Source organism: Christiangramia aestuarii (assembly GCF_009735585.1).
Classification (GTDB): Bacteria; Bacteroidota; Bacteroidia; order Flavobacteriales; family Flavobacteriaceae; genus Christiangramia; species Christiangramia aestuarii.
The window spans coordinates 712780-739123 of record NZ_VJVW01000001.1 but is presented as its reverse complement, the minus strand read 5'-3'; the positions used below and the strand labels follow the sequence as shown (position 1 = coordinate 739123).

Sequence of the window (26344 nt, the reverse complement as noted above, 5' to 3'; positions counted from 1 at the left end):
GTTATTGTACGGCCGGTGATAAAAGGCGGATACTTCCTTCACTGGCGTTTAATTCAGCTTCCAGGCCATTAGGAATAGTAACATTGTCACTTATATGGCCGATCATTGCTCCGGAATATGCCGGGATGTTCAGGGGTTTAATGTAATGGTCTATCACCTCTTCCAGGGTTAATGAGCCGTAGCCGCTGCCGCCGGGGTCACAGTCGGTGCATTTTCCAAAAACGAAACCGCTTATTTGATCAAAGACTCCGCCCAGGTAAAGTTGGGACATCATACGGTCTACTGCGTAAATTTTTTCTCCTACGTCTTCCAGATAAAGGATCTTTCCTGTCCAGTCCTTAGGGAAGTATTCCGAACCCATGATGCCGGTTAGCACAGATAGGTTTCCGCCAAGCAGCTGCCCCTTGACCGTGCCTTCGGTGATCACGCGGATCCGGTTTTTGGTCTGAACCAGTTCATCTCCTTTGTCTGTGGGGTTTCTATAGGTGACGGCTTCCTTCTGAAAAAGAAGTCGTTTTAAATAATCTGTACTAAAGGAATTCCAGCTGGAAACGGCCACGGGACCGTGAAAACTTACCAGCCCGGTTTTTTCAAAAATTGCCGTGTGCAGGGCCGTGATGTCGCTATAGCCAATAAAGACCTTCGGATTCTTTTTGATCGCCGCATAATCTAATTTATCCAGGATACGGGCTGCGCCGGAACCTCCTCGTAACGCGATCACCGCGCTTATGGAATCATCCCGGAACATATCGTTGAATTCCTCTGCTCTTTCTTCATCGGTTCCCGCAAGATGGCCATAGCGGTTGCGGGTATTCTTTCCGAATTTCACTTTTAGGCCCAGGGCTTCGAAAGATTCCTTAGCGATCTCGTAGGGTTCAGATTCAAAAATCGCGCTGGCGGGACTTACAATCCCTATGGTATCTCCTTCTTTCAGGGCTTTGGGAAGTAAAACGTCCTTATTGTATTCATAATTATTTAAGTCCGTGAAAGCATTTGCATGTAGGGGGAGTATCAGGCCTCCTATCCCGATATTCTGTATAAATTTTCTTCGTTGCATTTTTTAAGTAGGTTATCGATTAATAATTATCTCGTATTTGCCCCAGGATCCTCACCATAGCTTTTTTTAGGTCGTAAGTGGGAACGGTGTAGTTGCTATTCATAAAGCTAAAAATAAGCGTTTTGCCACTCTGCGTGAGCAGGAATCCGCTAAGGCTGTGATTGTTTCTCAGCGTTCCCGTCTTGGCATAAATATAGGGAGTTTCGGCATGGTAATAATTCTTGAGGGTGCCCGATTCTCCGCCTGCGGCCAGAATCTGGAAAAGCTCTTCTTTTGGTTTTTTCGCCTCGATCTTTTCTATAAGCTTTACCATTGTCCTGGGGGTGAAAAGGTTATACCTGGAAAGGCCTGAGCCATCTATCCACATAGGTTCGTCTGGCAGGTCCTGCAAATGTTTTTCTTTCATATGCTTTATGGCGATATTCGTTTTTAAGGTGTCTGAGATCTTTCCTGCAGCCATTAAAAGTATCTGCTCGGCAATAAAATTATCGCTAACCTGCATCATACGTTTATAGATGCTGTCGCTGGGGATACTATATAAGGTCTTATCGAATTCAAGATCTTTCATTTCGTCCTTATAAATTGCTACAGGTTTTTTCAGGGTATCTGTAAGTAAGCTGGCAATAAGCTCCTCTGAAAATTTAAAAGGAACCTGCTGGGTCCATTTCTCTCCGCGGTCATAGGCTTGATAAGTGATCTTATTTGATGAAAGCTCTCTCTGGGCATATTTGTTTTCAGGAAAAAATGCTGCGACCTGCTGTACCGAATCCTGAAGTATTTCCGGGCTCACCTTAGGCGCATTGTTGCCGCTGAAAGTTAACTGGATCAGGTTGCCATAGATGGGCAGGTCTATTTTTTCAGCTGAATAGTAAGAATCGTAATCATCCCATGCCCAGCCCGGTCCAAGGCTTTTCTCTTGATATTTGGGCGGAGCATAGAACAGTTGATAAGGGCTTTGCTTTAGGAAATTATAAATTTTGGATTCCGGTAAATCGGGATTCAGCAGCGAGGGGTCTCCGGTACCTTTAAAGATCAAACTGTCACCCTTGATACTATATTCCAGGGCCTTTAGGGAATCTTCCAGGATTACCAGGCCGGTATATAAGGTGAAAAGTTTTGTGTTCGAAGCCGGGGTGAAATATTTACCGGAATTATGCTCATACAGCATTTTATCCTCTTCAGGGTCATACACGGCCAGGCCTGCGAAACCCTTCTGAAAAATAGCCGATTCATTGAACTGCTTTTCAATCTTCCTGTTCGTTCTTTTAATGCTGGAACAGGAGGTACCTAGCAACAGGATTGTCAGAAATGCAGAGATCCGTATAAAAACGGAAGGCGTTAGATCTAAAAGTAGGCCGAAATGGGAGAGTTTATTGTTCAAGGCTGTAGAGAGCTTAGGTTAATTATAGTTGGTGGTTCATAAAAATAGGAATTTTAACTTCATTTAAAGACCTAAAAATTTACAGAGGAGAATTTCCAGTTCAAATTTTATTACTTTTAAAAATACGCCGACCAGAGAATTTTTAACCTAAATTTTTAAAATGAAAACCCTCAAATCTATCTTTCTGTCAAGCTTTCTCTTTATTGGTATGATCTCCTGCAAAACCTCCAGGATCGTTGATAAACCAATAGATTTCGGTGAGGATCGTAAGGATCTCAGTTTGAAATATATGAAAGATCGATATGGTTTGGAAAGTAGCAGTCCCCAGATCGAGCCTAAAATGATCGTACTGCACTGGACGGCAATCCCAACCCTGGAGGCATCTTTCCGGGCTTTTGAAAATTCCCGGCTTCCCCAATCACGCGAGGAGATCTCGGGAGCGGGGCAGTTAAATGTTTCCGCGCATTTCCTGGTAGACAGGGATGGTACTATCTACCGGCTAATGCCCGAAAACCTTATGGCAAGGCATGTGATAGGACTGAATCACGCTGCCATAGGTATAGAGAATGTTGGTGGCACCAGGGATACCCCGCTTACCGATGCACAGTTAGAAGCTAATATTTACCTGGTGAATTATTTAAGCGATAAATATGATATAGATTACGTGATTGGCCATTATGAATACACCAATTTTGAAGGTCATGAATTGTGGCTGGAAAAAGACGAAGCCTATCGTACCAAGAAGACCGATCCCGGAGAAGATTTCATGGCTAAACTGAGGAATGCCGTAAAAGACAAGAATTTTAAAGAAGTACCTTCAAAATAGAAATTGTGAATAAAATCATTAGCCTACTCTGCCTTTTAGTTTTTAGTATAGCAAATTTACTGGCACAGACGGAAGAATTTGCTGAAGAATTATTTGAAAATTATCCGGATTTCAAAGAGGATAAGATCACCGAGCGCCGTATAAAGCATGAACTCATAATTTCGCTTATCGAGGACCTGAAAGCTGAAGCTGAGCTTGAAATAATGAAAGTAGGGGAGTCTATCGAGGGCCGTAGCCTCAATTTGATAAGCCTTGGAAACGGGGATACTGATGTTTTCCTGTGGTCGCAGATGCATGGCGATGAATCTACGGCGACCATGGCGATCTTTGATATTCTGAATTTTTTCAATTCAGATGAATTTGAAGCTGAAAAAAAGGAAATGCTCAGCAACCTCAGGATACATTTTCTACCCATGCTGAATCCTGATGGCGCCGAAAAATTCACTCGTAGAAATAGCCTGGGTATAGATGTGAACCGGGATGCCCTAAGGTTGCAGTCCCCCGAAGCAAAGACCTTGAAAAGGGTGAGGGATAGCCTGGAAGCCGATTTCGGATTTAATCTACACGATCAGAGCAAATATTATAATGCCGAGCGGACAGAGAAACCGGCTACCATCTCTTTCCTGTCTCCGGCCTATAATTACGAAAAGGATATCAACAAGGTTCGGGGAAATGCTATGAAAGTGATCGTAAAGATGAACCAGGTGTTGCAGCAGTTTGCTCCGGGCCAGGTGGGACGCTATAACGATGATTTTGAACCCAGGGCGTTTGGGGATAATATTCAAAAATGGGGTACCAGTACCATTCTTATTGAATCTGGAGGTTATCCTGATGACCCCGAAAAACAGGAGATCAGAAAATTGAATTTTGTAAGTATTATCACGGCCCTACATTCTATAGCCACTGGGAATTTTAAAGATTCAGGTATTTCAGAATATGAAAAAATACCGAATAATGATCGGATGTTGTTCGACCTTAAACTTACTGGTCTTGGTTATGACCTAAACGGAAAGACCTATACACTGGACCTGGGGATCAACCAGTTTGAAAATGACCTAAAAGGGAATTTAGATTTTTACTATTCCGGAAGGATCGTTGATCAGGGTGACCTTTCAACCAGTTTTGCTTATGAAGAGCTTGATGCTTCGGGACTGAAACTTGAATTTGGGAAAATTTATCCAGATATGGTTAATTCTAAAGAGGAACTTGATAAACTGGATACTTCAGATTTGCTTAAAAAAGGTTACGCCTATATAAAAGCAGGTGAAGCTTTATTGCAACAGGACTACGCAGAATTTCCATTAAACCTGGTTTCAATAGAATTTAAGCTCAATGAGAACTTAAGGCCGGGAAAGGATGCGAATTTCTTTCTTGCCAAAAATGGAGATATAAAATACGCGGTGATCAATGGGTTTTTAAGTGATCTGGACAATCCTGAGCAGGAAATCAAGAATGCTTTGATCCTGAAGTAAACTCAATTTTATTCAGATTGGCTGAGGTCGCCTAGAAGTTCAAGTTTGCTTATCTTTGCAGGCTATGATTTCAGAAGAGACAAAAGAACTGGTAGATAGAGGGATTATGCTTCCTTTAATGGAAGAATTCTATACCATTCAGGGAGAAGGATACCACAAGGGAACTGCAGCCTACTTCATCCGCATAGGTGGGTGCGATGTGGGTTGCCACTGGTGTGATGTGAAGGAGAGTTGGGATGCCGAGGTTCATCCGCCAACGCATATTGGCCAGATCGTTGAAAATGCTACAAAATATTCCAAGACTATAGTGATCACAGGTGGGGAACCGCTTACCTGGGATATGACCGAGCTTACGGGCAGCCTTAAAAAACAAGGTTGTGATATTCATATCGAAACTTCCGGCGCTTATGATCTAACGGGAACCTGGGACTGGATCTGTCTTTCTCCAAAGAAGATCAAGCTTCCCAAACCAGAGATCTATCCACAGGCACACGAGCTTAAGGTCATCGTTTTTAATAAGCACGATCTTAAATTCGCCGAGGAGCAGGCCGCTAAAGTAAGTGAGGATTGTATCCTTTACCTTCAGCCGGAATGGAGTAACCGGGAAAAAATGATCCCGCTTATCGTGGATTACGTGATGAAGAACCCAAAATGGAAGGTATCTTTGCAAACGCATAAATATTTGAATATCCCATAAAAAAAGCGCCCTATTGAGGCGCTTTCTTATTTCAGGTAAAATATTGTTCTATTTGGCAGCCTTGAAGGGCACTTTTACATAACTGTCATCCCATCCAATGATAAGGTCTGCTCCGTTGTTAGCTTCCTGGAAGGCCATCGAAAGAGCTTCGATAGTATTAGGTGCCTGTCTCACGGGAACCTGTATTCTCACTTTATCCTCTTTTTCAGAATATTCGTAAGCACCCCAAGTATTGGTCTTATTGTTTAGGATCACCGTCCATTCCTTTTCACCTGGAATAGTATATAAGGTATAAGTGCCTGCTTTGATCAAAGCATCTGCAACTTTCATATCCTTATAAAGAGTGATCTCTGTAGCTTCGTTGGCTCCGGTTCTCCAAACTTCACCATAAGGGATAAGTTTTCCGAAGATCTCACGGTTTCTTTTTTGAGGTCGGCTATAAATTACCCTGGCCACGGCAACATCGTTTTCGTCGCGATACATCGCCAGGTCCATTGGGCTTGCGTCCATTTTTGAGAACTTAAGTTCTTCTTTGGTGAAATTCACCTTATCGTCCTCCTGGGCATTCACCGGGTTGGCGATCAATAAACAAATAGCACTAATTCCTCCTATTATAAGCTTTTTCATGTCTTTCTGGGTTTGATTTAATTTTCACTAAAGATAATTGAAGCCAATTGTCCTATTTGTTAAAAAAGAATAAAGGTGCTGTTAAAATTTAAAGGAGTTTATATATGAAAGAACAAAGGGGGATATTAAGCCCGTTTTCTTTATTCTGAAACCTAATTCCAAATTAAAAGTTTCATTTAATAATCAATAGGGCTTTTTATGTTTTATAAAGATAAGTAAGAACGCATATTTGTCTTGTAATTAAAAAACAAATAAGTCATGTGTGGAATTTTAGCAGTTATCGGAAAAGACATTGAAGCGGCAAAAATAAGCAGCCTTTCAAAAAGAATGTCTCACAGAGGACCCGATGAAAGCGGATTAAAAATTACAGAAAAGGGGCATGTGCTTGCTCACGAGCGCCTTTCTATTGTAGATCTAACAACCGGGATCCAACCAATTCAGGGAAGCAGTTCAGCCTGGATGGTTCACAATGGGGAGATCTATAACCACATGGACTTAAGAAATAATGAATTAAAGGATCATAGTTTCAGGACTACCGGCGATTCAGAGGTGATCGTTCATATGTATGAAAAGTACGGGGTGGATTTTGTAGATAAACTGGATGGTGTGTTTTCTTTCGTAATCATAGACGGCGACGATTTTATCGTTGGCCGGGATCCGATAGGGGTGAAACCACTTTATTTTGGAACCGACGAGACCGGAGCAATGTGGTTTGCCAGCGAAATGAAAGCCTTGGCAGACGCCTGTGTTGAATTTTCAGCATTCCCTCCGGGACATTACTATACTCCTGAGACCGGGTTCGTGAGATATTATACTCCTGAATGGTTCGATTCTGAAAAGGCGGTTCAGCCGGCAGATCTCTCTAAATTAAGAGAAAGCCTGATCGACGCGACCAGGAAAAGATTAATGGCAGATGTACCTTTAGGAGTTTTGTTAAGCGGAGGTCTGGATTCTTCATTAACCTCTTCTATTGCTGCTCGTTTAATGGAAGATTCAGGACAAAAACTACATTCTTTCTCTATAGGCCTGGATGCAGATGCTCCAGACTTGAAGGCCGCCAGGAAAGTTGCCGATTTCCTGGGTACAGAACATCACGAGATACATTTCACAGTGGAAGGGGGAATCGAAATCCTGAGCAAACTGGTATGGCACCTGGAAACCTATGATGTGACTTCCATCAGGGCGAGTACCCCAATGTATTTCCTTTCCAAAGCTATTGCTGAAAAAGGGATCAAAGTGGTACTTTCAGGAGAGGGTTCAGATGAGATTTTTGGGGGCTATCTTTACTTCAAGAACGCTCCTTCAGCAGAGGAATTTCAGAAGGAAACGATCAGAAGGGTGCAAAGACTTGCCACTGCAGACTGTTTAAGAGCTGATAAATCGACGATGGCTCATGGTTTGGAAGCTAGGGTGCCATTTCTGGACAAAGCCTTTTTAAAGACAGCTATGGAGATCGTTCCGGAAGAAAAAATGCCTAAAACCTATGATGGTGTAGAAAAATACATCCTGAGAAAAGCTTTTGATACTCCTGAGCGACCATTCTTGCCGGAAGAAGTATTATGGCGACAAAAAGAACAATTTAGCGATGGAGTGGGCTACAACTGGATAGACCAGTTGATCGAGTACGCTTCAAGACAGGTTAGCGATGTACAAATGGAAACCGCGGCCTTAAAATACCCGGTGAACACTCCGGCGACCAAAGAGGCATATTTCTATCGTGAGCTGTTCCATAAACATTTCCCTCAGGAATCTGCTGCTAAAACAGTGAAAAGATGGATCCCGAAATGGCAAAAAGACCTGGATCCAAGTGGAAGGGCGAACGAAACTCATGTGGCTCCAGGAATGAAAAAAGAGATGCAAAAAGTTTAATTATACCAACCCTACTTTTTAAAAACCCGAAACCGGAATTAATTGTTCCTGGTTTCGGGTTTTTCCACATAATTTGTTGATAACTTAAGACCTTATAAGGTTGCTTCAACCTGTTAAAAATATGCGAATTGTTATATTTGTTCGTTATCCAAAAGAGACGAAATTAATTAGCATATTATATGAGCGAAGAAGCTAAGAAACATAATTATTCCGCCGACAGTATTCAGGCACTGGAGGGCATGGAGCATGTTCGTATGAGGCCTTCGATGTACATAGGTGATACAGGCGTTAGAGGTCTGCATCATTTGGTATATGAAGTTGTTGATAACTCTATCGATGAAGCCCTTGCAGGACACTGTGATAATATTAAAGTTACCATCAATGAGGATAATTCTATTACCGTAGAGGATAACGGTAGGGGAATTCCTATTGATATGCATAAAAAAGAAGGAGTTTCCGCACTTCAGGTTGTAATGACCAAGATTGGTGCCGGGGGTAAATTCGATAAAGATTCTTATAAGGTTTCTGGAGGACTTCACGGGGTTGGAGTTAGTTGTGTGAACGCACTCTCTACTCATCTTAAAGCAACTGTTTACAGGGATAACCAGATCTGGGAACAGGAGTATGAGATCGGGAAGCCGTTATACCCGGTAAAACCTGTGGGAGAAACTGAGCTTAGTGGTACAATTGTGACCTTTAAGCCAGATCCAAGTATTTTCCAGCAAACCCTTGAATATTCTTATGATACCCTGGCAAGCCGTATGCGTGAGCTGGCTTTTCTTAATAAAGGGATCAGGATCAGCTTAACCGATAAAAGAAACAAGGAGGAGAATGGTGAATATGTTCATGATGATTTCCATTCTGAAGAAGGTTTAAAGGAATTTATAAAATTTTTAGACGGTAACCGTGAGCCTATCATTGGGGATGTGATCTCCATGGAAGGTGAGAAGAATGATATTCCTGTTGAGGTTGCGATGATCTATAATACTTCATTTAACGAGAACCTTCACTCTTATGTGAACAACATTAATACGCACGAAGGTGGTACTCACCTTTCCGGTTTCAGAAGAGGTCTTACGACCACACTGAAAAAATATGCTGATGCTTCCGGACTTTTGGATAAGGTGAAATTTGAGATCACGGGGGATGACTTCCGTGAAGGTTTAACGGCAATTATTTCGGTTAAGGTTGCTGAGCCTCAGTTCGAAGGTCAGACCAAAACAAAGCTGGGTAACCGTGAGGTGACTTCAGCGGTATCTCAGGCGGTTTCTGAAATGCTTGAGAATTACCTGGAAGAAAATCCGAACGATGCCAAGACCATCGTACAAAAAGTGATACTTGCTGCGCAGGCCAGAAATGCTGCGAAAAAAGCCCGTGAAATGGTTCAGCGTAAAACTGCCATGAGTGTTGGTGGTTTGCCTGGGAAATTATCTGACTGCTCTGAGCAGGATCCGGCACAATGCGAGGTATTCCTTGTTGAGGGAGACTCGGCGGGTGGTACGGCCAAGCAGGGTCGTGACCGTAAGTTCCAGGCCATACTTCCGTTAAGGGGTAAGATCCTGAACGTTGAAAAAGCCATGTCTCACAAGGTTTTCGATAATGAGGAGATCAAGAATATCTATACTGCACTTGGAGTTACCATTGGTACCGAAGAGGATAGTAAAGCCTTGAACCTTGATAAGTTGCGTTACCATAAGATCGTGATCATGTGTGATGCGGATGTGGATGGTAGCCACATCGAAACTTTAATTCTTACATTCTTCTTCCGTTACATGAGGGAGCTTATCGAGAATGGTCATATCTATATTGCTACTCCGCCTCTTTATTTAGTGAAGAAAGGCCAGAAGAAGCGCTATGCGTGGAACGAAAAGGAGCGTGACGAGATTGCTGCCGAATATAGCGGAGGGGTTCAGATTCAGCGTTATAAAGGTCTTGGAGAGATGAACGCAGAGCAACTTTGGGATACTACCATGGATCCTAATTTTAGAAAACTAAGACAGGTAAACATCGACAATGGGGGAGAAGCTGACAGGATCTTCTCTATGCTGATGGGAGACGAGGTTCCGCCAAGGCGAGAATTTATAGAAAAGAACGCGAAATACGCTAATATCGACGCGTAATTCCAGCTTGAAATATTTAAAAAGACCCACACCAGATTAACAGTGTGGGTTTTTTTGTTCAGGCCATTTTTGGAAATTATATTTTATTATTTTTACCGCAACTAAACCCAATGTATCGTGAAAAATTTAACCAAGGCAATACTTTTAGTAATTGTACTATTTTCAATATCTGCTAAGGCTCAGGAAGAATCAGATCTTGATCGTTTCGTGAACGACATGTTATTTCTTGCAGACGGTTTTGCTTCCCCGGCTTCTGAAAGCGCTGCATACCAGGCGACCGCCGGCTGGTTTACTTCAGCAAGAGCTTTGGAAAAGTGGAAAGTAGATGTTTCCCTTCACGGGAATGCTATTTTTGTGCCTACCAGCAAGAAAGAGTTTACCATAAATAATAATGATTTTTCAATTCTTGAAATTACAGGTAATGATAGAGCTGTAGTTCCAACAGCTTTCGGAAAGAATACAGATGTACAATTCGAGGGCGAGGTGAATTATAATGGCCAGGTAATTCCAATTAGTGGATTTGATGCGATCGACGGGATCGACAAAGAAGCACTTATCTATCCTTTTGCCCAGGTTTCTGTAGGCTTGCCATATGGAACCGAAATTGGGGTGAGAGCTTTGCCATCCATGGAAATCAATGGTTCAGAATTCAGTACTTACGGTGTAGGGATTAAGCATAATTTCAATCAATACTTTAGGTTCGATGATGAAGAGAATCTTCAGGTGGCAGCCATCCTTTCCTATAATATATTTGATGTGAAATATGATTTTGATCCTATTTCTATAGACCAGGTGGTGCAGTTAGATCTTATTGACGTTTCAGCCAATGTTTGGATGGCCGAGGTGCTTGCTTCAAAAAGATATGAGAACTTCGAGATCTTCGGAGCTTTAGGAGTTGCCCAGTCAGATTTCGAATATGAATTTGGAGGAGATGGAATTGCCTTACCGCTTATCAATACAGAATTGACAAGGCTTAACGATACAGAAGCTCAGTTCAAGGGGGATATTGGTTTTAATCTGTATTTTGAAAGATTCAAGATCAGTACCATGGCGACGGCTGGGAAGTTTGTGAATGTGAACCTTGGTTTACACTTCATATTGTAGTCGCTGGCTTTGATTTAACCATTCCTTATTATTATTACTGCCTCATTATTCGTAATTTCGCAGTCAATATTAATAGAAATCAAATAATATTTTAACATGAAAGTTACCATAGTAGGAGCAGGTGCCGTAGGTGCCAGCTGTGCCGAATATGTTGCCATCAAAAATTTTGCTTCAGAAGTAGTGTTGCTGGATATAAAAGAAGGTTATGCTGAAGGTAAAGCAATGGACCTTATGCAGACCGCAACTCTAAATGGCTTCGATACAAAAATAACCGGAAGTACCAACGATTATTCTAAAACCGCGAATTCTGATATCGCTGTTATTACTAGCGGTATTCCACGTAAACCGGGAATGACCAGGGAAGAGCTTATTGGGATCAATGCCGGGATCGTAAAGGAAGTTTCTGCGAATCTTATTAAGCATTCTCCAGATGTGACTCTAATAGTGGTGAGTAATCCTATGGATACGATGACTTACTTAGTTCACAAGACTACCGGTCTTCCTAAGAATAAGATCATTGGTATGGGTGGAGCTCTTGACAGCGCCCGTTTTAAGTACAGATTAAGCGAGGCCCTTGAATGTCCTCCATCAGATGTTGACGGAATGGTAATTGGAGGTCACAGTGATACCGGAATGGTTCCTTTGACCAGGCTAGCTACAAGAAATTCTGTGCCTGTATCTGCGTTTCTTTCAGAAGAAAGACTGAACCAAGTTGCTGAAGATACTAAAGTTGGAGGTGCTACCTTGACCAAACTTCTTGGAACCAGTGCATGGTATGCTCCGGGAGCAGCAGTTTCTGGCCTGGTACAGGCGATCGCTTGCGACCAGAAGAAAATGTTCCCATGCTCAGCATTGCTAGATGGTGAATATGGATTAAGCGATCTTTGTATCGGTGTTCCGGCCATTCTTGGAAAAGATGGATTGGAGAAAATTGTGGAGCTGAAATTGGATGATGCTGAGAAAAATAAAATGAAGGAAAGCGCTGAAGGTGTTAAAAAAACCAACGGTTTGCTAGACGTGTAATTTTTTTAGCAGAATCTTTCAAAATATCCTGAAAAGCCACAGTTTTTGTGGCTTTTTTATTGTATTTAAAAGTTAAAATTATCCAAAAAAAAATATTGGGATTTGATAATTGAAGTCCTATATTTGTCCGTTTTTAAAATAGACCTAATAATCAATAATTTGAGGAATAATGCAGAATAAAGGACTTATAAAAGTTTTTGCAATTTTGTTTGGGCTGGTATGTCTTTATCAGCTGTCTTTTACTTTTATAACAAATAGTGTTGAAACTGAAGCAGAGGAATTTGCCGTTCAGAAGATTGGTGAAGATGTAGAGAATTACTCGGAACTTCGTGACCAGGCCGAGGCCCGGTATTTGGATTCCATTGGTAATAATGAAGTGATTGCTGGAGTTACTTACAGCGAGGCGAAAGACAAGGAGCTTAACAAGGGGCTTGACCTTAAAGGAGGTATCAACGTGATCCTTCAGATTTCTGTTAGAGATATCTTAAGCGGACTGGCGAACGATTCCCAGGATCCTGCTTTTAGAAAAGCACTTGCAGAAGCAGACGAAGCTCAGACAGACAGTCAGGAAAACTACGTAGATCTTTTCTTCGAGGCATTCAATAATATCCCGAACGCAAAACTTGCTTCTCCGGATATTTTCGCAAATAAGACCCTTAGCGATGACATCAATTTCAACATGAGCAATGAGGAAGTTGAGCCGATCATCAGAAAAAAGATCGACGAGTCTATTACTTCAGCTTTTGAAGTATTAAGAAAGCGTATCGATAAGTTCGGGGTTACTCAACCAAACATTCAGCGTCTTGGAAATTCAGGAAGAATCCTTGTTGAATTACCAGGAGCAAAAGATATCAGCAGGGTTCAGAACCTGCTTCAAAGTACTGCTCAGTTAGAATTCTGGCATGTGTATAAGAGCAACGAACTAGGAAATTTCCTTGTTCAGGCAAACAACAGACTTGCCGAGATGAAGCGTTCAGAAGAAGCTCCTGCTAAAGAAGCAGATTCTACTGCAACTTCTGGTGATGACGAGATCGATGAGCTTTTGGCAGATGCCGAGGATAGTACTGAAGTTGAAACTGGGAATAACCCGCTTTTCGATCTAATCGTATCTCCTGGTTACCAGGGAGGACCGGTTCTGGCTACTTTCAAGGTTATGGATACCGCCAAGGTAATGGATTACCTGCAGAAGCCTCAGATCAGGTCTTTACTGCCTAACGATATGCGTTATGCTAAATTCGTTTGGGGTGTGCCAGATGAGGATACTCAAACTACCGGTCTTTACGCTCTAAAAGGGAACCGTAACATGGAGCCACCTTTAAGTGGTAGTGTTATTACCGATGCTCAGCAAACTTACGATCAGCTAGGTCGTATTGCGGTAAGCATGCAAATGGATGGAACCGGAGCTAAGATCTGGGAAGATATGACCGGAAAGGCTTCTAACGAGCAAAGCCAGATCGCCATCGTACTAGATAATATTGTTTATTCTGCACCAGGTGTGTCTACCGGACCGATTTCTGGAGGTAGAAGTGAGATCACCGGTGACTTTAGCATTACCGAAGGTCAGGATTTAGCGAACGTACTACGTGCGGGTAAACTTCCTGCTTCTGCAGATATTATCCAGAGTGAGGTTGTTGGTCCGTCATTAGGTCAGGAAGCGATCGATAGCGGTATCAACTCTTTCGTGATCGCTTTAGTACTTGTTCTTTTATGGATGATCCTTTACTACGGGAAGGCTGGTCTTTTCGCAGACGTTGCCCTAGTTGTGAACATACTTTTCATTTTCGGGATCCTTGCAGGTCTTGGAGCTGTTCTAACCTTACCTGGAATTGCCGGTATCGTTCTTACCATTGGTATGTCTGTAGATGCGAACGTACTTATTTTTGAAAGGATCAAGGAAGAGCTTGCGAAAGGAAAGGTTCAAAAGGATGCGATCAAGGATGGTTTCAACAACGCCTTGTCTTCTATTCTTGATGCCAACATCACCACAGGTCTTACAGGTCTAATTTTATTCCTTCTTGGAACAGGACCCATTAAAGGATTCGCAACCACCTTACTAATTGGTATCGCGACTTCTTTATTCACTGCGATCTTTATTACGAGATTGTTCATCGATGGATATGGTAAAAAAGGAAAATCTCTTGATTTCACTACTTCACTTACGAAGAACCTGTTCACTAATATGAACATCGATTTCCTTAAGAAAAGGAAAGTTGCTTATATCATTTCAGGATTGTTCATCGTAATAAGTATTGGTTCACTTTTCGTACAGGGTCTCAACCAGGGTGTTGACTTTGTTGGGGGTAGAACTTACACGGTACGATTCGCTGATGATGTTAATCCTACTGAAGTTCAGAGCGATCTTGTGGCTACCTTCGGAAGTGCTGAAGCCAAAACCTTTGGTCCAGACAACCAGTTGAAAATCACTACTAAATATAAAGTTGACGAAGAGGGAGCTGAAGTTGATGCAGAGATCCAGAGATCTCTTTACGAGTCACTTTCTTCTTATCTTCCTGCAGACCTAACTTATGATGAGTTTGTAGATGGTGCCGATGATAAGCAGGTAGGAGTAATGCAGTCTATGAAGGTTGGAGCTACCATTGCGGATGATATTAAGAATGCTTCGTTCTGGGCGGTATTAGGTTCTTTAATCGTGGTATTCCTTTACATCTTGTTACGTTTCCGTAAATGGCAATTCAGTTTAGGTGCGGTAGCTGCTGTATTCCACGATGTATTGGTGGTATTAGGTATCTTCTCTCTACTATACAAAGTGATGCCTTTTAATATGGAAATAGACCAGGCTTTCATTGCTGCGATACTTACTGTTATTGGTTACTCGCTGAATGATACCGTGGTTGTATTCGATAGGATTAGAGAATATGTGAACGAGCATGCAAGCTGGCCTTTAGGTAAAACTGTGAACTCTGCGCTTAACAGTACCATTAGCAGAACGCTGAACACCTCGCTAACTACCTTGGTAGTACTTCTTGCGATATTCATCTTTGGCGGTGAAAGCATTAGAGGATTCATGTTCGCGCTTATCGTTGGTGTGGTCGTTGGTACTTACTCTTCCCTGTTCATTGCTACTCCGGTAATGTTCGATAGCGTGAAGAAAAAATCATCTATTCAGAAAAAAGAAAAGCCTAAGACTGAAGAGGCTGCTACTGCCTAAGTGTAGTAGATATCATAAACTTAAAAAGGCTTTCCAATCTGGAAAGCCTTTTTTAATGCCTGAATATTATGGGTTTCTTATGAAAAAAAGGGTTGAGTTCTCTACCATTAATATCATTGGATTCGTTCTGGCTTTCTTGCTGCTGTTTGCAGTCGCATACCTAGTTAACTTATTCATCGAGTTCGATCCAGTATATATCTATAGCTTTATCTTTTTAATTGCGCCTATTTATATGCTTTTCAGGGGAAAGCTACACTTGGAGCTATGCGAAGATTATTTGTTCATCAAATGGCTTAAAAAGCCTCTTTTTGGTAAGCAGCCTGACTATAGAATCCATTATGGCAAAATTCTGCGATGGAAATATCGAAGAGGAGGTAGAGGACCGGATGCCCTGATTTTTATTTTAAAAAGTGGGAAGAAGATTCGGATTCGTCCATCCATATTCAATATGAAAGAATTGGAAACAGATTTTGTAAAATCTTTTGGAAGGCGAATTTCCGAGTTCCATTCGAACCGGTCAACGCAGGAATTAATGGAAGAATTGGCTCAATCAGCCTATGTTCAGAAGCTAAAAAAAGAGAAAGCTATCCTGAATTTCCTGCTAATTCTGAATACGGGAATTACAGTATTATTTCTTGTAGTGGGTTCTTTTTCAGAAGCAGGTTCAGCTGATAAAATCTGGATCTAATTTTGCCTTAGCATTTTAATTTTCCTGCTGCTAAGTTTTAGATTCCATTATGTAAAGAATGAGCTGAAAGAAACTTTGTCTCTGACTTAATCCAGTTTCTTAAAGCTGATTTTATCTCCTTGTTCTACACCCCATGCGTCTGACAAACCTCCGTTTATCTCAAGCACAAATTTTGTAGGTCCTTCTGAAGGTAAAGAGGTTTCATCCCTTGGAGTAGCATTCTTCTGTATGCTCACCAAAGTGCTGTCTGCAGCGTAATAAATGATGTCTAAAGGGATATAGGTATTTTTCATATAAAAGCTTCTTACCCTGGCATCATCGTAAACGAAAAGCATTCCTTGGTCATCTTCCATGCTCTCACGGTACATAAGACCGGTTTGATGCTCATAACTGCTCTCTGCCAGTTCTACATCCAGCTTTCTTAAAGTGTCTCCTGAAGCCTTGATCAGGTAAAGTTCTGCTTCCTTGGTGAAGCTGATCGGTTCGGTCTCGATAACCTCCTCTTTCCTGTCGTCATCACCACAGGAGGTGAAACTCAGGCTTAAAATGAGGGATAAAGAGGCCAGGCTTAAAATTCGTTTTTTCATACCGTTTTTGGTTTAACAGGCCTGTACATAAAGTAAAGACCGGCGATCACGAATGGAATGCTTAACCATTGTCCGGTATTTAATAACCAGTTTGCGCGTTCGCCCACCTGTGGTTCTTTAATAAATTCTATAAAGAATCTAACTGTCCAAAGCAATACAAGGAACAGGCCAAATATATAGCCGGTTTTAAAGCGCTTTTCCGTTTTCCAGTATAAGAACCAAAGAATTAGAAAAATGGCCAGGTAACAGGCAGATTCGTATAATTGGGCCGGGTGTCGCGGAAAGTCCTCGCCCAGTTTTTCGAAGATCACCCCGTAATCTGAATTGGTTGGTTTCCCTATGATCTCTGAATTGATGAAATTCCCTATTCTTACGAAAATGGCTCCACTGGCTACCGGGATCACGATCCTGTCCAGGATCCATAATACTGGTTTCTGAATGACCCTTTTTGCGTAAAGATACATGGCCACAATAATACCTATGGCGGCACCATGGCTGGCAAGTCCTCTAAAGCCTGTAAATTCGAATTCCGGTTCGAACCTTACCGGTAGAAATATCTCTAAAAGGTGGTTCTGAAAATACTCCCAGTCGTAAAAGATCACATGACCTAGTCTTGCTCCAATAAGAGTGGCGAGAACGGTGTAGATAAATAGAGAATCTAAATATGCGATAGGCATTCCTTCCCTGTTATAGATGCTTTTCATAATATACCAGCCCAGGGTGAAGGCGATAAGAAACATTAAGCTATAGTAGTGAAGTGTAAAAAATCCTAAATCCAATCCTTCTGAAGGATTCCAGTGAATGGCATTAAGCAGCATATTTATTTTTTTGATTAGCCGTAAATATACGTATTTGCCGATTCTTTAGGCAGATTTGTCATCGGATTTTCCCGGAACGGGATCGTAGCCCGAACCTCCCCAGGGGTGGCATCTGGCAATGCGTTTTAATCCCATCCAGAAGCCTTTGATTGGACCATGCAATTCTATGGCTTCGAGCATATAGCTAGAACAGGTTGGCTGGTATCTGCAGGAGGCTGGAGTAAGAGGAGAAATGAATTTCCTGTAGAACTGAACCAGGGAGGTCAATATTTTACTTAACCATCGGTTCAGCATACAAAAAGCTTATTTAACGGAGAAGGTGGTTCCTTCTTTCCCGTCCTTTAATTGGATTCCTATTTCCTGAAGGCGGTCACGTATCTGGTCGCTCAGCGCAAAATTCTTATTATTTCTTGCTTCAGCCCTTAATTTGATAAGAAGTTCGATGGTGCCGGAAAGTTTATCCTCGCCGTTGTCATTTTCTGAAACAGCATCTACCAGGCCTAGAATATCGAACATGAAGGCGCTCATGCTGCTTTTTAGTTCATCGCGGTCTTCCTTGCTGATGGAAATACTTCCTTCTTTGATGCTGTTAATGGTCTTCACGGCGTCAAACAGCCTGGCGATAACGATCGGGCTGTTAAAGTCATCGTTCATGGCATCATAGCAGGATTGCTTCCATTCTGCCAGCTTAAAATCAGATTTATCTGAAACCGGAAGGTCTTCCACGGAATGATAAGCTTCCATTAACCTATTAAAGCCTTTTTCGCTTCCCAGTAGGGCTTCGCTGGAAAAATCCAGGATACTGCGATAATGTGCCTGAAGTATAAAGAACCTGACCACATTAGGTGAAAATGCCTTGGTAAGCACGTCGTTGTTTCCGGTGAAGATCTGCTCAGGTAGAATGAAATTCCCGGTACTTTTGGCCATTTTCTTCCCATTAAGGGTGAGCATGTTTGCATGAAGCCAGTAATTAACAGGAGATTTACCCGTTGCGGCTTCACCCTGGGCGATCTCACACTCATGGTGCGGGAATTTAAGGTCCATTCCACCACCATGAATATCAAACTCTTCACCAAGGTATTTCGTGCTCATCACTGTACATTCCAGGTGCCAGCCCGGGAATCCGTCGCTCCATGGCGAAGGCCATCTCATAATATGCTGTGGTTCGGCCTTTTTCCATAAGGCAAAATCCTGCGGATTCCTTTTATCGCTTTGTGCGGCAAGTTCACGGGTGTTGGCGATCATGTCTTCAATCGCTCTGCCGCTAAGTTTACCGTAGGAATGATCCTTATTGAATTTTAATACGTCAAAGTAAACCGATCCGTTAGCCTCGTAAGCATAACCATTATCGAGAATGGTTTTAATGATCTCAATCTGTTCTACAATATGCCCTGTCGCCGTAGGCTCAATGCTTGGCGGAAGATTATTGAATTTCTGAAGGATATTATGGAAGTCTACCGTATATTTCTGAACGACTTCCATAGGCTCGATCTGTTCCAGCCTGGCTTTTTTCGAAATTCGGTCCTCACCGCTGTCGGCATCATTTTCCAAGTGCCCGGCATCGGTAATATTTCTTACATAGCGAACTTTATATCCAAGATGTTTCAGGTATCTGAAAACAAGATCAAAAGAAATGAAGGTTCGGCAATTTCCTAAATGTACATTGCTGTAGACCGTTGGGCCACAAACGTACATACCTACATTTCCTTCGTTGATCGGGGTGAAAGTTTCTTTTTCACCGCTCATGGAATTATAAAGCTTCAGGCTTTGTTCCTGGTATAGCGCCATGTAATAAGATATTTATTGATTTATTAGAACGAAGTGTCTAATTTAATATAATCCAGAAATTCTCTGCGAACTTCTTTCTTTTTAAAAGCTCCTCCAAATTCGCTGGTCACGGTACTGCTTTCGATGTCCCTGATTCCGCGGCTGTTTACACAAAGGTGTTTTGCGTCTACTACACAGGCTACATCTGGAGTTCCCAGTACATTCTGTAATTCATGCACGATCTGCATGGTCATTCTTTCCTGTACCTGAGGTCTTTTCGCAAAATAGTCTACTATCCTGTTCATTTTAGAAAGTCCTACCACGGTGCCATTAGAGATATAAGCAACATGGGCCCTTCCTACGATAGGAAGCAGGTGGTGCTCACAGGTAGAGTAAACGGTAATGTTTTTCTCTACAAGCATCTCACCATACTTGTATTTATTTTCAAAGGTAGAAGCCTTAGGTTTTCTCTTGGGATGAAGACCCGCGAAAACCTCGTTCACGAACATTTTTGCTACTCTTAGAGGAGTTCCTTTCAAGCTGTCATCGTTAAGATCCAGGCCTAAGGTATCAAGGATGTTTCTTACGTCTTCCTTAATAAGATCGATCTTTTCTGCATCGGTCTTTTCAAAAGCATCTTCTCTTAAAGGCGTGTTTGCACTACTGCTGGCATGGGCATCACCCATTTCTTCAATTTCGTTCAATATTTTGTCTACTTTCATGCGTTTTTGCAATAATAGTCGGTATAAACCGTATTGGCTTGCAAAGATACATATTTATAAGGTTTTAGCAGTATTCAAAAATCAATATAGCTGAAGTGGCGTTCTGCCTTATATTTCATATTTTGCACAGGTTAAGGTGACGGCGGGAATGGCAAAGATTTTTAAAATACTAATCGTCCTGATTTTTAGTAGCATTTCAATGAATGCTGTCTATGGGCAGGGTACGCTTTGTGCAGACATAGAGCCTTTCTGTGCCGGGGATGAACGACTTACCTTTCCGAATTCGAACTTCACCAATAGCGAACAAATACGAGGAGAGCCTGGTCCAAATTACGGATGCCTGGAAGAGCAGCCATATCCCGCATGGTTCTTTCTTCAGATCGAAGAGGCAGGAGATCTTACCTTTAGAATTTCCCAGTTCGAAAATTCGAACAATACCGGAGCACCACTTGATGTGGATTTCGTGGTTTGGGGGCCTTTCGAGCGGGGAGATGATTATTGTACCGGTTCAGCATTGAGCGGAGCCAGGATCGTGGACTGCAGTTACCTGCCAGATGCCATTGAAACCATGTCTATTCCCAATGCGCAGGCAAGCGAAGTTTATGTGGTGCTCATAACTAATTTTGAGCAGGTACCCGGTTATATCAGCCTTCAGCAAACCAATACAGGAAGTGGTTCTACAGATTGCTCTATTCTGGACCTGGATCTTGGGGATAATATTTCGGTTTGTGATGATGACCAGTATATTCTTGATGGTACTACCAATGAGGCTGAAATTTACGAATGGTTCGTGTTTAATGAAAACACCTCCCAGTACGACAGGATAGTGGGGGAGGATGGGCCTACGTTAACCGTTACTGAAAATGGTAATTACAAGCTCATTGTTACAGATACCGTGGAAAACAAAACCGAAGAGGATGATGTGAATATCACTTTCTACGATAGTCCGGTGATCGGAGAGCTGGATAACCTGGCCGTTTGCCAGGAGGATGTAGAGGTGATAGATCTTACCGAAAGTTATGAAGACCTGGTTGGTCCAAATGGTCCCGGTGACTATGAGGTTTATTATTACGAAAGTGAAGAAGATCTGGAGAACCTGGACAGGATAGCTCAGCCGCAAACCTATCCTTACCAGGAAGGAAAAACGATATTCGCAGAAGTGATAGACCGGGAAAGTGGATGTATCTCACCCTCAGAAAGTTTTCAGCTCAATACATTCGATTTTCCAGATTATGATCTTGGTGAATTTTCGGTTTTTTGTGTAGACGAGAATATGAACCTGGTCAATCCCGTAAGCCTGGGGCTGGACCTGGGACCTGATTATACCTATGAATGGATCGATGATAATAATATCATAAGTACAGATGCCGTGGTTACTTTTACTGATCTGCCTTCAGGTTCACAGGTACGAGTGATCATAGATCATCCTGAGTCTGGTTGTGAGCTCGAGTTTACCACCTTGGTGGCCGCTGTTTCTGAACCTAAAATACTTAGCATTGATATCTCAGGCTCAGATTTTGGAGAGGGTTACACCGTTACCGCCACTCCGGAGAATTTTATTGGAGAAGAATATGCTGAATTCGAATACCGGCTGGATAACGGTAACTGGCAGGCCAGCGAGATCTTCCGTAAGGTGCCCCCAGGTGATCATACCATTACGGCCAGGGAATTGAACGGTTGCGGGGTAATAACCAGTGAAAGTTTTTTCCTGGTGGGTTATCCCAGGTTTTTCACTCCGAATTCTGATGGTTATAATGATAATTGGAACCTGATCACAGATAGTAATATCAGTATTAAAAGGTTGTACGTTTTTGACAGGTATGGGAAACTCATTACAAAGCTCAATCCTTCGGCTAAAGGCTGGGACGGGACCTATAATGGGAGCGATCTACCGGCAGATGATTACTGGTTCAGGGTGGAGTTCGTAGATGAAAAGACCGGTAAATACCAGGAGTATATGTCTAATTTCACCTTGATGAGATAAAAAAGCGCCTCGATGAGACGCTTTAAGATTGAATGCTTTTTTTATAATCCGAAGCTTAGGGAGAGGACCACTTTTGAGAGGTCGCGATCCAGGGTGCTTGGCCGGATGAAGCCGGTTGAAGAATCCTTATAGCTTGCGTTGGTGTAGGCCAGATCAACATTAAAGCTTCCAAAACTATATCCTAATCCAGCGCTGTAGCCATTAAGATCACCTACATATGAATCCTGGAAAGGACTTTCCTCGAATCTAAATCCGCCTCTAAGGCTGAAGCTCGAGATCCTGTATTCTCCACCAATTTTGAAGGTGGAAACGGCTTTCATTTCTTCAGAAATGGCATTGTTCAATTCGCCATAACCTATATCAAAACCAGAGCTGAATTTAATGTTCGAATAGTCCTTCCAGCTGTAATCGAAACTTATAAGCCCCTGCTTGCCGAAAAGATATGCGATGCTTCCGTTGAATTTTGAAGGTGTCCTGAGGCGGTATTCGGGATAAACATTTACTACTTGGGGAAAAACGCTCACGAATTCATCTAAAGAATTATTGGAATCCAGGAACTGAGTGGCTTCTTCCCTGATGGTATACCAGGTAGGGGAATCATAAGTAAGTCCCAGCCTTAAATTATCTGTCACTTTTGCTATACCTCCCAGTTGAAAGGAAAAACCATCACCGTTGGTATAAAGGCTATTCCCAAAATAAACTTCGGTAGTTTCGCTTCCTGAATTATCATTGAATTCGTTAAAACGCGTTACGTTTTCATAGTTGATAAAATGAGAGTTAAGATTTAGTCCCAGGTATAGAAAATCTTTGTACTGCGTACCCAGATTAAAAGTTAGTTTTCCGTTAAGTCCGGTAGCGGCATATCTGTATTCCTGGTCAAAATTTCCTGGAGCTATAAGTGAAAAATATTCGGTGTTGCCATCATTAATTTCTACTGGATCAATAATAAATGCTTGATAGCCCAGATATGCCTGTTGATAGCCATATCCGTAATTTCTACCTAGAAAGGAATATTCCGCCGCATAATTACTTCCTTTAATTAGCTCAAAAGGTACGCCCTGGGCATAATCAAGAAAATACTGGTCTATAGAACTGGAAGAGTTTCCCTGGACAAAATAATTCTCTTCGTAAATAGATTCGGTGTTGTAATTTATTCCAAGGGAAAATTTGCGCCAGTCATTTTCATCGTTTCCGCTAAAAACAAATACGCCCCCAATGTTATTCAAGTCGAAATCATCCTGCTCACTAGTGCTTCGGCCATCATTAAAGCTTATGTCGTTCGCCATGTTGCGATAGCCTAGACTTACCGTAGCGGTACTGGATAAAAATACGGCAGACGAAGCAGGGTTCAGTGCCATCGCTGAGATGTCACCACCCAGGGCTCCAAAAGCTCCACTCATTCCCATGTATCGTGCTGTACCAGTTAGCTCGCTATGGGTATAGCGGTAAGCATCTTTTAATTCCTGGGCATTCATAAGTGAAGTGGCGCTTATAATGCCTATAAAGAGTAATAATTTTTTCATTTTCAAGAACCTTTTTTATAAAAAAACCTCACAGACATTTCGCCTGCAAGGTTTTAGATTTATCATTTTCTTTCTTATCGATTTCCACGACCTCCGCCTCGGGAACTTGATCTACCGCCACCTGAGCTTCTTGTAGCAGAGCCAGAACTTCTGGAGCTGCCTGAACTTCTCACGCTAGATCTTGAAGAGCTACTCCTTGTAGGAGAAGAGCGGTAGCTCCGTGAATTACTTGTGGATCTTCGCTGATAAGTAGGAGAACTACTTCTTGTTCTATTAGAACTTTCGTATGATCTGCCTGAATCTCTTCTTCTGCTAGACCTAGTGTACATGCCAGAATTTTCGTCTCTTCTGGCGCTATTTCGTACCCTGGAGGTGCCATAGTCTGACCTTGAGTTTCTGATTTCGCTGATCCTTCTGGAATAACTGCTCCTGGTATTCGCAGTATTTCTTGCTCTGGAGGTATAAGAACTTCTTGGTGTCCTATTATATACTATATGATCGTTGTAATATGGGTAAAATCTGTAGTTGTGATATGGGTAATACCATCCGCCATATCCATATCCAAAACCGAATCCAAATCCGCCATTAAAGGCCCATCCGGCACGCCAGCCTGGACCCCAACCTGGTCCCCAGCCCGGACCCCATGGTCCCCAGAACGGATCCCAGAAAGGATCATAAAATCCTCCCCAGCCGGGACCCCAGCCAAAGCCATAGTTCCATCTCCATGGGCTATAAAATCCTCCCATAAAACCGTTGTTAAATACATTGATAGTATAGGTGTCCGGATCTTCACCCCAGGGAGCGTTTCCTCCAACGTAAGCGACATCTCCACCTACATCAGAATAATTTTCATATCCGTCATTTGAAGTATAATCCTCAACATCTGTAAATACTTCACTTTCCAATACTTCACCAACCATTTGAGATTGCTGGGCAAAAAGATTCTTGTAGTAAGAATTATTGGAGTTAGGTCTTACCTCGGTGGTTTGCTGATTATCCTTTTCCCAGATACCCGGTCTCGACTCTCCATAGATACCATCGGTTTCGTAACCAGAATACTGGTAAGAACTACAGGAAGCCAAAGCGAAAATCGCTACGGGAACCATGAGCAGGTTCAGTTTATTTCGGAAAAAGTAGTAAAGTTTCATTGGTAATTCTTTTTATTGTTGGGCATCCTAAAAATGCCTAGTTTTGCCCGAACGGTTAGTAAGTACTACCGTAAAAGATACAAGTTTTATGCCAAATAACAAGAAATGGGTAAGAATCTAACTAAGCGAAGCGAAGACTATTCCAAATGGTATAATGAGCTGGTAGTAAAGGCCGATCTGGCCGAAAATTCTGCCGTCCGGGGATGTATGGTGATCAAACCTTATGGTTATGCCATTTGGGAGAAAATGCAGGCAGAACTGGACCGTATGTTCAAGGAAACAGGCCATCAGAATGCCTACTTTCCGCTATTTGTTCCTAAGAGTCTTTTTGAAGCTGAAGAGAAGAATGCAGAAGGATTTGCTAAGGAATGCGCTGTGGTTACCCATTACAGGCTAAAGAACGATCCGGATAAACCGGGAAAATTGATGGTAGACCCAGAAGCAAAGCTGGAAGAAGAACTGGTAGTTAGACCTACTTCTGAAGCAATCATCTGGAATACTTACCGTAACTGGATACAGTCTTATCGTGACCTGCCAATCAAGGTTAATCAGTGGGCCAACGTGGTACGCTGGGAGATGAGAACAAGGCTGTTCCTGAGAACTGCCGAATTCCTTTGGCAGGAAGGTCATACTGCTCATGCGACTAAAGAGGAGGCCCTTCAGGAAACCGAATTGATGAATGATATCTATGCCGAATTTGCTGAGAATTTCATGGCTATCCCGGTCGTGAAAGGTAGCAAGACAGAAAACGAGCGTTTTGCAGGAGCCCTTGAAACCTATTGTATAGAGGCGCTTATGCAGGACGGTAAAGCTCTGCAGGCAGGGACTTCTCACTTTTTAGGTCAGAATTTTGCCAAGGCTTTTGATGTGAAATTTGCTACCAAAGAAGGTGGATTGGAGCATGTATGGGCTACTTCATGGGGAGTTTCTACCAGGTTAATGGGAGCTTTGATCATGACACATTCTGACGATAAAGGTCTGGTGCTACCACCAAACCTTGCGCCTGTACAAGTGGTGATCGTTCCAATATACAGAAGCCAGGAGCAACTAGATGCGATCTCAGAAGTTGCCAAAGACCTTGTAAGAGACCTGAAGGCAGTGGGTATTTCGGTTAAATTTGACGATGACGATAACCAGAAGCCTGGATGGAAGTTCGCACAATATGAGCTGCAGGGAGTGCCGGTGAGATTAGCGATTGGTCCAAAAGACCTGGAGAAAGGAACGGTTGAGCTTGCCAGAAGGGATACCTTAACCAAGGAGTTTGTAAATAATTCTGAAGTGGTAAATAAGGTGAAAGCTTTAATGACCGAGATTCAGGATACGCTTTTTGATAAAGCAAAAAGCTATCGTGATGAGCATATTACTGAAGTGGATACATTTGAGGATTTCAAGAAAGTTTTAAAAGAAAAGGGAGGCTTTATTTCGGCTCACTGGGATGGTACTCCCGAGACCGAAAATAAGATCAAGGAACTTACAAAAGCTACTATTAGATGTATTCCTTTTGATAGAAAGGAAGAGACGGGAGACTGCGTTCTAACTGGAAAACCATCTAAGGGGAGAGTGCTTTTTGCCAAGGCCTATTAATTTTTTTAAATTTTTTTGCTGAACATTTGCGGCATTCCAAAAAAGTTGTATTTTTGCATCCGCATTTGAAACAAAACGGTCCGTTCGTCTAGGGGTTAGGACGCCAGGTTTTCATCCTGGTAACAGGGGTTCGATTCCCCTACGGACTACGAAGAGTAACACTGAAGAAGTGTTGAGT

21 protein-coding genes and 1 tRNA gene are annotated in these 26344 nt (G+C 42.3%); 12 read left to right on the top strand and 10 right to left on the bottom strand.

The genetic code is table 11. The features are described from left to right. Window position 1: 1 nt before the first annotated feature. On the bottom strand, window positions 2-1057 hold the full coding sequence (locus FLP08_RS03335; protein WP_156274017.1) for a S66 peptidase family protein: 1056 nt from the start codon (window positions 1055-1057) through the stop codon (window positions 2-4). A 19-nt stretch (window positions 1058-1076) separates the two neighbouring features. Then, on the bottom strand, window positions 1077-2351 hold the full coding sequence (locus tag FLP08_RS03330) for a D-alanyl-D-alanine carboxypeptidase (protein WP_238388432.1): 1275 nt from the start codon (window positions 2349-2351) through the stop codon (window positions 1077-1079). Between the two features lie 247 nt (window positions 2352-2598). Here FLP08_RS03330 and FLP08_RS03325 point away from each other — a divergent pair, with 247 nt between their 5' ends. From FLP08_RS03325 to FLP08_RS03315, 3 genes are all read left to right on the top strand, one after another. After that, a complete protein-coding gene (locus FLP08_RS03325) occupies window positions 2599-3264 on the top strand; it encodes an N-acetylmuramoyl-L-alanine amidase (RefSeq protein WP_156274013.1) in 666 nt (221 codons plus the stop codon). A 5-nt stretch (window positions 3265-3269) separates the two neighbouring features. Then, window positions 3270-4736 carry a M14 family zinc carboxypeptidase gene (locus FLP08_RS03320; protein WP_162430890.1) on the top strand — a complete coding sequence of 489 codons (1467 nt, stop codon included), beginning with the start codon at window positions 3270-3272 and terminating at the stop codon, window positions 4734-4736. Window positions 4737-4800: 64 nt separating this feature from the next. Then, on the top strand, window positions 4801-5433 hold the full coding sequence (locus FLP08_RS03315) for a 7-carboxy-7-deazaguanine synthase QueE (RefSeq protein WP_156274011.1): 633 nt from the start codon (window positions 4801-4803) through the stop codon (window positions 5431-5433). A 48-nt stretch (window positions 5434-5481) separates the two neighbouring features. On the opposite strand, the gene FLP08_RS03310 is transcribed toward FLP08_RS03315, so the two are convergent. Further along, entirely contained in the window at window positions 5482-6060 is a 579-nt protein-coding gene (locus FLP08_RS03310; protein ID WP_156274009.1) for a DUF2911 domain-containing protein, read from the bottom strand. 258 nt (window positions 6061-6318) lie between these two features. Between FLP08_RS03310 and asnB the strand changes: the two genes are divergently transcribed. From asnB to FLP08_RS03280, 6 genes are all read left to right on the top strand, one after another. Beyond that, entirely contained in the window at window positions 6319-7929 is a 1611-nt protein-coding gene (gene asnB, locus FLP08_RS03305; protein WP_156274007.1) for an asparagine synthase B, read from the top strand. 179 nt (window positions 7930-8108) lie between these two features. Then, window positions 8109-10049: a DNA topoisomerase (ATP-hydrolyzing) subunit B gene (gene gyrB / locus FLP08_RS03300; RefSeq protein WP_156274005.1), complete on the top strand. Its 1941-nt coding sequence runs from the start codon at window positions 8109-8111 to the stop codon at window positions 10047-10049. Window positions 10050-10166: 117 nt separating this feature from the next. After that, entirely contained in the window at window positions 10167-11153 is a 987-nt protein-coding gene (locus FLP08_RS03295; protein WP_156274003.1) for a DUF6588 family protein, read from the top strand. Window positions 11154-11249: 96 nt separating this feature from the next. Then, the gene (gene mdh, locus FLP08_RS03290; protein WP_156274001.1) at window positions 11250-12176 is read left to right on the top strand and encodes a malate dehydrogenase; all 927 of its coding nucleotides are present in this window, start codon (window positions 11250-11252) and stop codon (window positions 12174-12176) included. Between the two features lie 169 nt (window positions 12177-12345). Then, the gene (gene secDF / locus FLP08_RS03285) at window positions 12346-15345 is read left to right on the top strand and encodes a protein translocase subunit SecDF (RefSeq protein ID WP_156273999.1); all 3000 of its coding nucleotides are present in this window, start codon (window positions 12346-12348) and stop codon (window positions 15343-15345) included. Window positions 15346-15424: 79 nt separating this feature from the next. Next, window positions 15425-16033 (top strand): hypothetical protein, encoded by a 609-nt coding sequence (locus FLP08_RS03280; RefSeq protein WP_156273997.1) that lies wholly within the window; start codon window positions 15425-15427, stop codon window positions 16031-16033. Window positions 16034-16119: 86 nt separating this feature from the next. Here FLP08_RS03280 and FLP08_RS03275 read toward each other — a convergent pair whose 3' ends face one another. From FLP08_RS03275 to folE, 5 genes are read right to left on the bottom strand one after another with little or no spacing between them, the layout of a single operon-like run. Then, complete coding sequence (locus FLP08_RS03275) at window positions 16120-16620, bottom strand: DUF192 domain-containing protein (protein WP_156273995.1); 501 nt, start codon at window positions 16618-16620, stop codon at window positions 16120-16122. Continuing rightward, window positions 16617-17438, bottom strand: a complete 822-nt coding sequence (lgt, locus tag FLP08_RS03270; RefSeq protein ID WP_156273993.1) for a prolipoprotein diacylglyceryl transferase — start codon at window positions 17436-17438, stop codon at window positions 16617-16619. Before lgt ends, FLP08_RS03275 begins: the two co-directional genes overlap by 4 nt. A gap of 45 nt (window positions 17439-17483) precedes the next feature. Continuing rightward, on the bottom strand, window positions 17484-17732 hold the full coding sequence (yidD, locus tag FLP08_RS03265) for a membrane protein insertion efficiency factor YidD (RefSeq protein ID WP_156273991.1): 249 nt from the start codon (window positions 17730-17732) through the stop codon (window positions 17484-17486). Window positions 17733-17741: 9 nt separating this feature from the next. Further along, a complete protein-coding gene (gene cysS / locus FLP08_RS03260) occupies window positions 17742-19226 on the bottom strand; it encodes a cysteine--tRNA ligase (protein WP_156273989.1) in 1485 nt (494 codons plus the stop codon). Window positions 19227-19249: 23 nt separating this feature from the next. Further along, the gene (gene folE, locus FLP08_RS03255; protein ID WP_156273987.1) at window positions 19250-19927 is read right to left on the bottom strand and encodes a GTP cyclohydrolase I FolE; all 678 of its coding nucleotides are present in this window, start codon (window positions 19925-19927) and stop codon (window positions 19250-19252) included. A 199-nt stretch (window positions 19928-20126) separates the two neighbouring features. On the opposite strand from folE, the gene FLP08_RS03250 reads away from it, so the two are divergent. Next, on the top strand, window positions 20127-21911 hold the full coding sequence (locus FLP08_RS03250; RefSeq protein ID WP_162430888.1) for a T9SS type B sorting domain-containing protein: 1785 nt from the start codon (window positions 20127-20129) through the stop codon (window positions 21909-21911). Window positions 21912-21952: 41 nt separating this feature from the next. Here FLP08_RS03250 and FLP08_RS03245 read toward each other — a convergent pair whose 3' ends face one another. After that, entirely contained in the window at window positions 21953-23434 is a 1482-nt protein-coding gene (locus FLP08_RS03245; protein WP_156273983.1) for an OmpP1/FadL family transporter, read from the bottom strand. A gap of 74 nt (window positions 23435-23508) precedes the next feature. Beyond that, window positions 23509-24582 carry a hypothetical protein gene (locus tag FLP08_RS03240; RefSeq protein ID WP_156273981.1) on the bottom strand — a complete coding sequence of 358 codons (1074 nt, stop codon included), beginning with the start codon at window positions 24580-24582 and terminating at the stop codon, window positions 23509-23511. Window positions 24583-24687: 105 nt separating this feature from the next. On the opposite strand from FLP08_RS03240, the gene proS reads away from it, so the two are divergent. After that, on the top strand, window positions 24688-26166 hold the full coding sequence (gene proS / locus FLP08_RS03235; RefSeq protein ID WP_156273979.1) for a proline--tRNA ligase: 1479 nt from the start codon (window positions 24688-24690) through the stop codon (window positions 26164-26166). Between the two features lie 77 nt (window positions 26167-26243). Next, window positions 26244-26315 (top strand) — tRNA-Glu (locus FLP08_RS03230). Window positions 26316-26344: the final 29 nt, after the last annotated feature.